Origin of the sequence: Achromobacter sp. GbtcB20 (assembly GCF_019091095.1) — a bacterium.
Taxonomy (GTDB): Bacteria; Pseudomonadota; Gammaproteobacteria; order Burkholderiales; family Burkholderiaceae_B; genus Achromobacter; species Achromobacter mucicolens.
This window is the reverse complement of record NZ_JAGXJZ010000005.1, coordinates 177,062-188,969: the sequence shown is the minus strand read 5'-3', so window position 1 is coordinate 188,969 and position 11,908 is coordinate 177,062. Positions and strand designations below refer to the sequence as shown.

At 67.6% G+C, this 11,908-nt stretch carries 9 protein-coding genes; 3 read left to right on the top strand and 6 right to left on the bottom strand.

Annotated features, from left to right (window positions below; translation table 11 throughout):
* Positions 1-19: 19 nt before the first annotated feature.
* The 4 genes from KVT32_RS09940 to KVT32_RS09925 form a co-directional block, all read right to left on the bottom strand.
* A complete protein-coding gene (locus KVT32_RS09940) occupies positions 20-2,044 on the bottom strand; it encodes a C1 family peptidase (RefSeq protein WP_175156408.1) in 2,025 nt (674 codons plus the stop codon).
* 26 nt (positions 2,045-2,070) lie between these two features.
* Positions 2,071-3,522 (bottom strand): peptidoglycan recognition family protein, encoded by a 1,452-nt coding sequence (locus tag KVT32_RS09935; RefSeq protein WP_217618111.1) that lies wholly within the window; start codon positions 3,520-3,522, stop codon positions 2,071-2,073.
* A 198-nt stretch (positions 3,523-3,720) separates the two neighbouring features.
* Positions 3,721-5,988 carry an FdhF/YdeP family oxidoreductase gene (locus tag KVT32_RS09930; protein ID WP_217618110.1) on the bottom strand — a complete coding sequence of 756 codons (2,268 nt, stop codon included), beginning with the start codon at positions 5,986-5,988 and terminating at the stop codon, positions 3,721-3,723.
* Positions 5,989-6,003: 15 nt separating this feature from the next.
* On the bottom strand, positions 6,004-7,311 hold the full coding sequence (locus tag KVT32_RS09925) for a chloride channel protein (RefSeq protein ID WP_152383190.1): 1,308 nt from the start codon (positions 7,309-7,311) through the stop codon (positions 6,004-6,006).
* Positions 7,312-7,678: 367 nt separating this feature from the next.
* Between KVT32_RS09925 and KVT32_RS09920 the strand changes: the two genes are divergently transcribed.
* Genes KVT32_RS09920 through KVT32_RS09910 form a run of 3 tightly spaced genes read left to right on the top strand, consistent with a single transcriptional unit; the run spans position 7,679 to position 9,560 of the window.
* Complete coding sequence (locus KVT32_RS09920; RefSeq protein WP_142051699.1) at positions 7,679-8,356, top strand: CsgG/HfaB family protein; 678 nt, start codon at positions 7,679-7,681, stop codon at positions 8,354-8,356.
* 11 nt (positions 8,357-8,367) lie between these two features.
* Positions 8,368-8,904 carry a DUF4810 domain-containing protein gene (locus KVT32_RS09915; protein WP_056319421.1) on the top strand — a complete coding sequence of 179 codons (537 nt, stop codon included), beginning with the start codon at positions 8,368-8,370 and terminating at the stop codon, positions 8,902-8,904.
* Positions 8,904-9,560 carry a DUF799 domain-containing protein gene (locus KVT32_RS09910; RefSeq protein ID WP_056319418.1) on the top strand — a complete coding sequence of 219 codons (657 nt, stop codon included), beginning with the start codon at positions 8,904-8,906 and terminating at the stop codon, positions 9,558-9,560. The genes KVT32_RS09915 and KVT32_RS09910 overlap by 1 nt, the downstream gene beginning before the upstream one ends.
* A 74-nt stretch (positions 9,561-9,634) precedes the next feature.
* On the opposite strand, the gene KVT32_RS09905 is transcribed toward KVT32_RS09910, so the two are convergent.
* Positions 9,635-10,831: an amidase gene (locus KVT32_RS09905; RefSeq protein WP_227741332.1), complete on the bottom strand. Its 1,197-nt coding sequence runs from the start codon at positions 10,829-10,831 to the stop codon at positions 9,635-9,637.
* On the bottom strand, positions 10,828-11,820 hold the full coding sequence (locus KVT32_RS09900) for a tripartite tricarboxylate transporter substrate binding protein (protein ID WP_152383191.1): 993 nt from the start codon (positions 11,818-11,820) through the stop codon (positions 10,828-10,830). Before KVT32_RS09900 ends, KVT32_RS09905 begins: the two co-directional genes overlap by 4 nt.
* Positions 11,821-11,908: the final 88 nt, after the last annotated feature.

Below are 11,908 nucleotides of genomic sequence, written 5' to 3'. Positions count from 1 at the left end.
AAGCCCTCTTCACCCGCGGTCACCGCTTGATGAACGCGATGACCTGCTGTTGCGTGCCCTTGTCGTTGTCGAATCCGCCGTGCGTGCTGGACGCCACGGGCAGGACACGGGCGTTGGCCGGCGCGCTACCCTCGGGCGATACGTGGAGCGCGTCGCAGGCAATGCCGGCATCCCGGAAATAGCGCTCCATGCCCAGCAGCGGTGTCGTGGTGCCGCCCTCGAACGATTCGCTGACCAGATACAGCAGCGAGCGCCGGTACGGGCCGCAGGTGGGATCGTCCTCTTCGGCGCGGTCCGACAGATGGAACTGCTGGTAGCGCTTTACGCGGCTGCCCAGGTGCGGCACGACCAGGTCCTTGAAGGTCTGCAGCCTGACGGCGGGCGCCATCAGGCTCAGCGACTCCAGCTCTCCGCCGTCGGCGGTCAGGCGCTTGACGAAGTGGCTGGCGACGATCGCGCCGGCCGAATGCCCCACGATGTGCAGGCGCACGCGGCCGCGCGCGACGTGCGCCTTGAAGTGCTTGTACAGCAGGATCATCGCGGCCTCCTCGCCGCCGTCGCGGACGGGCTCGCTCATGGCTTCGGCGTTCTGCTTCATCTCGCCCCAGATCACCGTGCCGGGCCGCGCCAGCCAGCGTTCAAGCCGCTGGTTCCACCAGCGTTCCAGCCGCTCGCCGATGCCGCCGGTGGTGCGCGGCACGTCGCTCGCGGCGTCCCGGATGATGTTCCTGACGGTGGTGATGAAATCCGTTTCCCACATCAGGAAGACGGGAAAGATCTGGCTGTCGTAGAGCAGCGGGATCCATTCGGCGGCGGCTTCGGCCGCATCGTTCTCGCCGACCAGCCCGCCGTGCGCGTACACGCACACGTCCATCGGCTTGTCCTTCAGGTTCCAGCGCTCGCGCGCGGCGCTCATGTGCACGTCCACGATGGCGCGCAGGTCGTCGGGCGTGGTGCGAAACGCGCCGCTGTTGCTGAGCTTGCCGTTGTTGCCCACGTTGACGATGAACGGCGTGAGTTCCCGGTCGCGCAGCACCTTGCCGGCGGCCAGCGTCACCTTCCGCCCTTCGGTGCGCAGGCTGATGCTGTTCGAGATCCGCTCGTGCTCGTGCGTGACCACGCCCAGTTGCACGACCCAGCAGTCCATCGCATTGCGCAGCCAATCGTCGTAGGTCAGCACGGCCATGCCGTGCGTGCCCCATTCCTCGCCCCAGGAGTTCTGGATCAGGAAACCGTCCTGCGTGTAGCCCACGATGACGAAGGCGTGGCCCTGCATCGCCGTTTCCTGGCCGGTGGCCGGAATCACCCAGAACGGCCGCGTGACGGGCGTGGGTTCATCGTCGTGCGGCGTGACGCCGTGACCGTCGTCCCAGCCGTCGTGGCAGCCCGCGCTGGCGTACAGGATGCCGACCTCGTTCAGCGCGGCGTGCATCTCGACGATGCTGCGCGTGTCGATGCGGTAGTAGGCCCCGAGCGGGCGCTTGACCGCGTCCAGCCACCAGTCGTCTTCGGGGCGTTTGGCCGCCGGCGGCATGTCGAGCGTGGGGAATAGCGCCTGCGCGCAGGCACCGTGCCGGAACCAGCCCTTCAAGGCGCCGCGCAGGCTGGAGCCGCTGTCGTCAACCGATCCCGGAAACTCGTCATAGCGCCGGGCCATGGAATACAGCATGAATGGCGAGATCGCGGGGCGCGTGTCGCGTTCGGATTTGCGCAGCAGGTATTCGACCACCGTGGACAGCGCAAATCCCGTGCAGGCCGACGTTTCGCCTTGGTGCTTCACGGTCAGCCCCATCACGGGGATCATCTCTGCCTTGGGCGTGACGGAAATGTTGGGCCGGAACAGGATGTCGCGCGCGTCGAAGGCATCGGGCTTGGCGGACCGCTCGAAGCGCCGCGCGGCCGGGGCGTCATCCTGCTTGCGGCGCTTGCGGGCCTTCGGGGCCGGATCTTCCGGCGCCGCGGCGGACGCTTGCGCCACGCGCTTGCCCTTCTTCTTGGCCGCGGGCTTGGCCGCCGTGCGCGCTGCCGCCTTTCGGGTCGCCATGTCGTTCTCCCAATGCCGGCCGCCGGCTAGGACGCCAGCTTCAAGCTGGCGATGTAGCGCGGCGCGTCGGCGGCCAGCTTGGCCTGCACGTCGTCGCGCAGCTGTTCATATAGGGCGGCGTTCAGCGTCAGGCGCTGCGCGCAGGCCCAAAAGTTCACCTGCCGCGCGCCCCACTGCGCAAACAGGAACCGCTTGCGGCTGTCCACGGCGCGAAAGTAGTAGGCGCCCAGCGCCATCGACAGCCCGCCGCCGCGATCGCGCTGCACCGCGCCCAGCTGGAAGTTGCCGCCCGACTGCGACGACGCGTGAAAGTCGAAGAGCTTTACGGTGTCGTCGTCTTCGGCCAGCTGGCCCAGCGCGGACACCGCCTGGTCCAGCACCGCCAGCTGATCGCGCCGCGCGACGGCCAGCAGCAGGTCGACGGCCACCTGGTCCATGCGGAACTCACGCTCGTCTTCCTCGTGATGGGTAAAGTGCATTTGCCCGCTGGTCCACCCCAGGTTCTCCAGCACTTCCACGTAAGTCTGATACCAGGCCTGCGATTGGGTGAATCGGTCGTGGGCGGCGCTGGCTGCGCGTTGCGCCAGCTGCAGCGAATACAGCACGTCGCCGCGTTCCTGTTCCTGCAGGCCCGCTGCAAACGACAGCACGCTGCCGGCGTTGATGCTGGCCTGCGGCGCCTGCCGCGCTGTCTTGCCCGCGGCGCCGGCACGCAGCACGGCGCCCGAACGTTTGGCGGGCGTGCGCCGCCGCGCGACGGGCATGCCGGGCGGCTCCAGCGTCTGCACCGCCAGGTCGTTCAGATAACCGTGGATACCAACCGCGTTGACGCCGTGGTCCGGCATGGTGGACAGGGGCGCGGCGCGTTTGGATGCGCGGCCCGCGGGGCGCGGCGGCGGGGCAGGTGATACCAGCGCGCCGTCCTCGGAGAACGTGGCGGCCAGGATGAACTCGGCTTCCGCAGCGGAGTAGGCTGGGTCCCAGTGCGTGTTTTCGGGGACATGGCAATGGCCGTAGTGCCCGCTCTGCGAGTCCCAGACGGCGGCATCGCGGTTATGGCCGCCGGGGTCCTTGCCGTTCTTGGCCGGCAACGGGCGGCCCGAGGGCCACTTGCGGGGGATGCCGTGCTGCGCTTCGATCCAGCGGCACAGACGCGCCAAGTTGGTCAGCGCCCGGCTGTCCTTGGGCAGGTGCGCAAAGCCTACCAGCTCGATCTGCACGGCCGAATCGCGGTTGGTCTGGACGCCGCCCGCATCGTTGCGCAGCGCCCGCGCGCCTTCGGCGGTGTCGACGTGCTGGAAGATCGTGGTGGCGTCGACCGTGAAGTGGGGATCGGATCGGTTGCGGCGGAACGCGTCCATCGCGCCCTGCGCGGTGCTGCCTTCCGTGGTGTGATGGACGATCTTGAAAGGGCCGCCAAGGTGCGGCCCGGACGATCCCGATATGGGCCGCCACGTCGCGAATGGACATCGTGCCATCGATGGTCTCCTCGGAACGGGCGCGGGTGTTCTTGGCAAGACGACATGACGACGATGATGCGGCGCCCATTGCAGGGATATATATGCGGACCTCATCCGCCTTGCTAGTAGCCGAAAGTATTAATCCTTGAATTTGCAATGGTGCTTATGCATCATCTGGCCCCGGTTGTGCTCGTCCAGACGGATGAGGCGCGGCGTTCACGCTGCCTTGCGGATGCGCACCGGAATCGATTTGTAGCTGGGCGTGCCGCTCGCCGTGTCCTGATAATCCAGCGGGCAGAGGTTGTTCGCCTCCGGGTAGTACGCGCCCACCGAGCCGGCCGCAATGTCGTGCTTGATGGCTGTCAACCGCAGGCGACGGTGCGTCTGCCCCGGCAGGATGGTGACGATTTCAACCTCGTCGCCGTGCGCGATGCCATGGCGCGCCAGATCGGCCGCGTTCATGAACAGCACGTCGCGCCGGCCAAACACACCGCGGTAGCGGTCGTCCAGGCCGTAGATGGTGGTGTTGTATTGATCGTGGCTGCGTAGCGTGGTGAGCCTGAGGATGTTGCCTTCCACGATGTCGGGATCTTCGCGCAGGCCGGCGAACGGAATGAATTCGGCCTTGCCCGAGGCCGTCTTCCAGATGCGCTCGGTGGGGGGCAGCGGCAGGCGAAAGCCGCCGGGGATGCGGATGCGCGCGTTGTAGTCGCGGAAGTCCGGGTAGATTTTTTCGATCAGGTCGCGGATGCGGTCGTAGTCCTCGATCAGATGCGCCCAGTTGACGCGGCTGCGCGGCAGTGTCGCCTGCGCCATGCCGGCAATGATGGCCGGTTCCGACCGCAGGTGCGTCGATGCCGGCAGCAGCTTGCCGCGCGACGCATGCACCATCGACATCGAGTCCTCGACCGTGACCGATTGCGCGCCGCCCGCCTGCACGTCGCTTTCCGTGCGGCCCAGCACCGGCAGGATGATCGACTGCTTGCCGATCAACAGGTGCGAGCGGTTCAGCTTGGTGTTCAGATGCACCGCCAGGTCCAGCTGCCGCATGCCGCGCTCGCAGGCGTCGGTGTCGGGCAGCGCGATCGCGAAATTGCCGCCCAGGCAGATCAGCGCCTTGGCGCGGCCCGCGGCCATGGCCTTCATGGCCTCCACCGCATCGTGGCCGTGCCGCTCCGGCGGCCGGAAGCCAAAGGTCTGTTCGACGTGGTCGAACATGGTGTGGTCGATTTTCTCGGTGATGCCGACCGTGCGGTTGCCCTGCACGTTCGAGTGCCCGCGCAAGGGGCAAATGCCCGCGCCCGGCTTGCCGAAGTTGCCGCGCATCAAGAGCAGCGCGGCAATCTGCTGCACGTTGCTCGTGCCCTTTTCGTGCTGCGTGATGCCCATGCCATACGTGACGATGGTGGCGTTGGATCGCGCATAGGCGTCGGCCACCTGCTCCAGGTCGCGCTGACGCAGGCCGCTTGCCTGTTCGATGTCGGCCCAGCTCGTGGCGTCCAGGTCCTCGGCGAAGGCTTCGTAGCCGTTGGTGTGCCGGGAAATGAATTCGTGGTCCAGCGTGTTGCGCCCGTCGCGGTCCGCGTTCATCAGCGCTTTCATGATGCCCTTGAGCGCGGCGGCGTCGCCGCCGACCTTGACCTGGAAGTACGTGGATGCGATGGGCGTGGAGCCCAGCGTGCCCATTTCAATGGGATCCTGCGGATCGGCAAAGCGCTCCAGGGAGCGTTCGCGCAGCGGGTTGAACACGATGATGGGCACGCCGCGGCGCGCGCATTCGTGCAGCGTTCCCATCATGCGCGGATGGTTCGTGCCGGGGTTGTGTCCCATCGAGATGATGAGGTCGCACACATCGAAGTCGTCCAGCGACACCGTGCCCTTGCCGATGCCGATGGCCTGGGGCAGCCCGACGCTGGTGGCCTCGTGGCACATGTTGGAGCAGTCGGGAAAATTGTTGGTGCCGAATTCGCGGGCGTACAGGCTGAACAGGAACGCCGCTTCGTTGGAGGCGCGGCCCGAGGTATAGAACTCAGCCATGTCCGGGTCGGGCAGGCTGGCCAGCGTCTGGCCGATGCGCGCGAACGCGTCGTCCCATTCGATGGGCTGGTAGGTGTCGCTGGCCGCGTCGTAGGCCAGCGGATGCGTCAGGCGGCCCGCGTTCTCCAGGTCGTGGTCGCTCCAGGTCAGCAGCTCGGCCACGGGATGCGCGGCAAAGAACTCGGGCGTCACGCGCTTGCGGGTGGCTTCCCACGTCACGGCCTTGGCGCCGTTTTCACAGAACTGGAACGTCGACGTATGCGCCTTGTCGGGCCAGGCGCAGCCCGGGCAATCGAAGCCGTCCGGCTTGTTGGTGCGCAACAGCAGCGCGGGCGCCTCGGCGATGCGCATCTGGTTGGCCACCGCCTGCGCGGTCGCCTTCAGGGCGCCCCAACCGCCTGCGGGGGCGTCGTAGGGGCGGATGCCAGCGGGTTTGCCTTGGGTCATGCGAATCTCCGGAACTCAGGGTGCGTTGCGCGCGGCGGCGTCGGGGGCGGGAGCAAGCCGCGCGCCGCGAACGTCGCAGTAACGGCTTGCCAGCACCGAGCCGGCCACGGCGACGATGACGGGAACGAGAAAGGCCTGGTCGACCCGGGTGAACTCCAGGATCAGCACCACCGCGGTGAGCGGCATGCGCATCGACGCGGCCAGAAAGGCGGCGGCGCCCACGACGGCAAACGCGCCGGGCGGCGAGTCGGGCCAGGCCATGCTCCACAGGCCGCCCAGCACGACCGCCATCGACGCGCCCACGGCAACGGCCGGGGTGAGCAGACCGCCCGCCGCGCCGGCACGCAGCGTGAAGACGACGACGGCCACTTTCATCACCGCCAGCGTGGCCGCCAGGGCGAGGGTCAGGTCATTGTCAAAGCTCAGTTGCGCCGGGCCCTTGCCATTGCCCAGCAGCGCGGGCAGGTAGATCGCAAGCAGCCCGAGCAGGGTGAAATTGATGAGGCACGCCACGGGCAGCCGCCAGCCCCGTGCCGCATTGCGGCGCGCGGCGTCGGTCAGCCGCTGCCAGACGTGGGCCGCGCCGCCGAAGACAGGCCCGGCGACGATGGCCCAGACGACCAGGCTGGAACTGATCTGCATGGGGGGAACGGCGTACTGGATCACGTTGCCCAAGCCCGCCCAGGCCACCACCGCGCCGATGCAGCAAGCCGCCAGCGCCGCGGCCACGGCGGGCCAGGCGAACGACCCCACCAGCACCTCCAGGACAAAGAGCGTCGCGCCGAGCGGCACGTTGTACACGGCGGCCAGCCCCGCGCCCGCGCCGCAGGCAATGACGAGACTGTGCTGCGCGGGCGGCAGGCGCAGCAGCGCGGCCAATCGGCCGCCTGCCAACGCGCCGACTTCGCGCGGCGCCACCTCGCGCCCCAGCGGCGAGCCCAGCCCCACCGTCACGATCTGCAGGATGGCATGCGCCATCGTCGTCAGCGCAGGCATCCCGCGCGTGGCGTCGGACACTGCCGCCTTCACGCTGACCAGAGGACGGCCATAGCGTTGGATCAGCCACCATCCGCCACCGGCCGCCACGCCGCACAGCACCAGCGCCATCACGCGGCGCTGGCCGCTGGCGGCTTGCACGCCTTCCAGGAAGGTCTCGTGGTTGACGATCTGGCCCTCGGAGTAGCCATATATCAGATGCTGCACGGCATGGAGCAGCATGCCGAGCAACATGCCGCCCAGCCCCGCGAACAGGCCGGTCAGGATCACCGCGAGCAGAAAACGCGGGCGCAGCCAGGACGGATCATCGGGCTTCAGGTCGTTCATATCAGGATGGGCTCCTGTCGTTTGGCGCGCCGACGCATCGAGGCGCGCATTGCGATGAGGCAGTGTAGGGGCCGTTCCTTTCAAAGCGGCCATTACCAGCCGGAAACCCATACCTATTGGTTAGGCATTAATCCCGAATTCTCTTGCTTGCCGTCAAATACCGCCCAAACTTCGGCTTTATTTCAAATAGTATCCAAGTGATTCAGTACTTATACTTCCCGTTCCATTCAATGGACGGGCGACACGCAGAGCAACGCGGAGCATGTCGTCCCAGTCCGATTTCAACCGATTCGAGGCATTGCTACCGTCGCGTCCTCGATGACCCAGGCGTAACGGGAGTGAAGAAGTGGCGCTTTACCAGAGAACGATGTTGAACAAGGCGATGAAGATCGGTGCGCTGGCGCTGTTGTCGGGTGTGATGGCCGGCTGCGCGACCGAGCGTTCGCAAGCCTTGGCCGTGCCGGCCGTCGCCGCCGCCAGCAAGCCCTACGCGGGCGTGCGCAGCCCCATTTCGGTCGGCAAGTTCGACAACCGCACCAACTACCTGCGCGGCGTGTTCTCGGATGGCGTGGACCGGCTGGGCGGCCAAGCCAAGACGATCCTGGTCAGCCACCTGCAGCGCAGCGGCCGATTCCAGGTGATGGACCGCGACAACCTGTCCGAAATCGCCCAGGAAGCCGCGTTCAACAAGAAGGCCGCGCAGATCAAGGGCGCGCGCTACGTCGTCACGGGCGATGTGACGGCCTTCGGCCGCAAGGTCACCGGCGACCAGCAACTGTTCGGCATCCTGGGGCGCGGCAAGGAGCAGGTGGCTTACGCCAAGGTCGACCTGAACGTGGTGGATGCGACGACCTCTGAAGTGGTCTATTCCGCCTCGGGCGCCGGCGAATACAGCCTGTCCAACCGCGAAGTCGTCGGTTTTGGCGGCACCGCCGGCTACGACTCCACCCTGAACGGCAAGGTGCTGGACCTGGCCATCCGTGAAGCCGTGGACCGTCTGGTCGACGGCATCGAGCAGGGCGCCTGGCAGCCCGCACGCAACTAAGAGAGGCGCGCATGGCAAACCATTTCAATCCCCGCGGCGGCGCCACCTGCGCGCGCGTCGTCCGCGCACTGGCCATCGTGGGCCTGGCCGGCGTGCTGTCGGCCTGCGTGCAGCAGCCCAAGTCCATGTATAGCTGGCAGTCCTACGAGGGCTCGGTCTACGCGTACCTGAAGGACGACGGCGGCGATTACGCGACGCAGACGCTCGCCATGGAGAAGAACATCGAGACGGCGCGCGCGGCCAACGCCGAGCTGCCGCCCGGCTTTCGCGCGCATCTGGGCATGCTCTACCTGAAGATGGGCGAAGGCGACAAGGGCGTCGAGCAAATGCAGGGCGAGAAGGCCGCCTTCCCGGAAGCCGCGCCGTTCATGGACTTCCTGCTGCGCAACGCGGGCAAGCCGCAGACCGTCGCCGCAACGGGCGAAGGCTTGCCAGCGGGGGCGCCCGCCGCGGGATCGCCCGCCGCCGGGTCGCCCACTACCGGCAGCCCCGCCGCCGCCAGCCCCGCCGCGCCCGCCGAAGCTGGCACGTTGAAGAAAGGATCGTGATGATGCACACACTCATGCGCGCCGGCCTCGTGGCCCTCGCGGCGCTGTTGACGGGTTGCGTGGCGCCGCCGCAGAAGCATGTCGACTACACCGCGTTTCGCGAAAGCAAGCCGGCGTCGATCCTGGTGTTGCCGCCGCTGAACACGTCGGTGGATGTGGCGGCCACCTCGGCCGTGCTCTCGCAGGCCACGCGCCCGCTCGCTGAATCCGGCTATTACGTGATTCCGGTCGGCGTCATGGAAGAGACGTTCAAACAGAATGGCCTGACCTCGCCCGACGACATCCATGAACTGCCGGCCATCAAGCTGCGCGAGATCTTCGGCGCCGATGCGGCGCTGTACATGACCGTCAAGCAGTACGGGTCCAGCTACGCGGTCCTGTCCAGCACGGTCACGGTCTCGATCGACGCGGAACTGCTCGACCTGCGCAACGGCGCCAAGCTGTGGAGCGGCACGAAGCAGGTGGTGCACGCCAACAACAACAGCAACGGCGGCCTGATCGGCATGCTGGTGCAGGCCGTGGTGGATCAGGTGATCAACAATCTGACGGACCGCAGCTACAGCGTGGCCGGCATGACGAACAACCTGCTGCTCAGCGCCGGCACCCCCGGCGGCATCCTGTACGGACCGCGCTCGCCGCGTTACGAAGCACAGTAAACCCGCCGGATGACGGCTTACGCCCGCGCGCCAGTTTCGGCGCGCGGGCGATTTTTTTTTCGACGCCTGCGCGATCAAGCGCGCTGCACGAGCGGGTGCAGTTTCCGGGCCCAGCCAAGCAGGGCCTGATCCTCGTCGGTTCGCGCCACCCACTGCACGCCCACCGGCAAACCGTTGTCCGCATGCGCGGTGGGCAGGTGCAACGCCGGCCAGCCCAACAGCGACCATACGCGGTTGAACAGCGACGAGCCTGTCGATCGCGTGCCTTCGGGCGCCTCGGACGGGGCGCTGGGGGTGACGATGAAGTCCACGGCGCCAAAGCGCTCGAGCCACTCGCCGCCCAGCCGCGCGCGGCGTCGCTGCAGCGCTGCGTACTCGGCATGGGTAATGGCCAATCCCCGGTCTATCGCCGTGCGCAGCGCCGGCGACAGCAGATGGCCGTGCGGCCCGCGAACCACCGGCAGCAGGCCGCGCGCCAGTTCAGCGAGCATGGTTTGCGCGTGGATATCCAGGAGCGCCTGCAGGTCCGCGTCAACGTCCGGCGCGTCGATATGGGCGCCGTGCTCGCGCAGCGTGGCCGCGCAGTCGTTTAGCGCTCGCCGCGCGGCGCCGCTCAGGTCGCCGATCGCGCTGCAGGTCAGCAACGCAACACGTGGCGGGCGGTCCGGGCGATGCGCGGCCAACCCGGGAAGCAGCACGGACGCCACCGCTTGCGACTGTTTCACGTCGCGCGTAAACCAGCCGATGGTGTCCAGCGAATCGCATAGCACGTGCATGCCCTGCCGATGCACCCTCCCGAAGGTTGGCTTGAACCCCACCACGCCGCAGAACGCGGCGGGACGGATCATGGACCCGCCCGTTTGCGTGCCCAGCGCCAGGTCGACCATGCCCGCCGCGACGGCCGCCGCCGAGCCGCTTGATGAGCCGCCCGGGGTATGCGCCAGGTGGCGCGGATTGCGGGTCGGGCCCGGCGTGACGTAGGCGTATTCGGCGGTGACCGTCTTGCCGATGGGCACCCCGCCGGCATCGCGCAACTGCGAGACGCAGCTTGCGTCGCGCCGCGCCGGTTCCGCCGATTCCGCAGCGGAGCCCGAGCGCGTCGGCAGGCCGGCGACGTCGATCACATCCTTGACCCCGAAGGCAGCGCCGGCCAGCGGACCCTGGCAGGCTGGCGCGGCGACCGAGGCCTCGTCGGCCAGGCAGACCCAGGCCTGGACCTGCGCATCCCCCGCCTTGCTGCGCGCAAGGGCTTCGTGCGCTGCCTGCATCATTGAACCTTGATCTGCTTTTGCTGGATCAACTGCGTCCACCGCGCGTTTTCGCTGGCAATGAAGTCGCGGAACTGCTCCGGCGTGCCGCCGGCAACCTCGCCACCCTGCGACTCCACCACGGCGCGGTACTGCTTGTCCTGCAGGGCGCGGTTGATGTGCTCGTTCAGCGTCTTGATGACGTCCGGCGGCGTGCCGGCGGGCGCGATCACGCCGAACCAGTTCGAGACCACCATGTCCGGCATTCCCAGTTCCTTGAAGGTGGGAACGTCCGGCAGGCCGGGGGCGCGCTTGTCCGCGGCGACGGCCAGCATCCTGATGCGGGCGTCGGCGCCCGCCGCGTGCGGCAGGAACAGGCTGGGCAGTTCGATGTAGAAATCCACGTTACCGGCGATCAGGTCGTTCACGGCCGGCGCGCCGCCGCGGTACGGCACGTGGGTCGCGTTGGCGCCCGCCTGCTCCTTGAACAGTTCCGTGCTCAAGTGCGAGGCGCTGCCCGCGCCGGTGGAGGCGTAGTTGAGCTTTTCCGGATTGGCCTTGGCATCGCGGATGAGCGCGGCGGGGTCGGCATAAGGCGATTTGCTGCTGACGCCCAGCGCCATCGGGCCCCGCTCGATCAGGGCCACGGGCGCGATGTCCTTGGCCGGATCGAAAGGCATCGTGTAGAGCGCTTTGTTCACTGACATGGGCGCGAAGTTGCCCAGGCCGATCGTGTAGCCGTCCGGCTTGGCCGACGCGATCTGCGCGGTGCCGATGTTGCCGCTGGCGCCGGGCTTGTTGTCGACCACGACGGGCACGCCCAGCGAATCGCTGAGCTTCTGCGCCAACTGGCGCGAGCGCGTGTCGGAACTGCCGCCGGCCGCGTACGGCACGATGAACTTGATTGCCTGCGCCGGATAGGCGGCTTGCGCCAGCGCGCCGGGCGAGGCGAGGCAGAGACCGGCCGCGAAGGCGCCGGCCAGAAGCTTGAGGGTGAAGGACGCAGCAGGCATGGCATTTCCCTTGTCATGAGGGCCGCAGTATGGGCCCGTGGATTGTGCCTGCATGGTAGGAAGCTGCCATTAGGATGTCTAATACCTT

Excerpts from the sequence above, each read along its gene's own strand:
- KVT32_RS09905 (WP_227741332.1), bottom strand. The coding sequence starts at position 10,831 with ATGATGCAGGCAGCGCACGAAGCCCTTGCGCGCAGCAAGGCGGGGGAT.
- KVT32_RS09915 (WP_056319421.1), top strand. The coding sequence starts at position 8,368 with ATGGCAAACCATTTCAATCCCCGCGGCGGCGCCACCTGCGCGCGCGTC.
- KVT32_RS09935 (WP_217618111.1), bottom strand. The coding sequence starts at position 3,522 with ATGGCACGATGTCCATTCGCGACGTGGCGGCCCATATCGGGATCGTCC.
- KVT32_RS09910 (WP_056319418.1), top strand. The coding sequence starts at position 8,904 with ATGATGCACACACTCATGCGCGCCGGCCTCGTGGCCCTCGCGGCGCTG.
- KVT32_RS09920 (WP_142051699.1), top strand. The coding sequence starts at position 7,679 with ATGTTGAACAAGGCGATGAAGATCGGTGCGCTGGCGCTGTTGTCGGGT.
- KVT32_RS09940 (WP_175156408.1), bottom strand. The coding sequence starts at position 2,044 with ATGGCGACCCGAAAGGCGGCAGCGCGCACGGCGGCCAAGCCCGCGGCC.
- KVT32_RS09925 (WP_152383190.1), bottom strand. The coding sequence starts at position 7,311 with ATGAACGACCTGAAGCCCGATGATCCGTCCTGGCTGCGCCCGCGTTTT.
- KVT32_RS09900 (WP_152383191.1), bottom strand. The coding sequence starts at position 11,820 with ATGCCTGCTGCGTCCTTCACCCTCAAGCTTCTGGCCGGCGCCTTCGCG.
- KVT32_RS09930 (WP_217618110.1), bottom strand. The coding sequence starts at position 5,988 with ATGACCCAAGGCAAACCCGCTGGCATCCGCCCCTACGACGCCCCCGCA.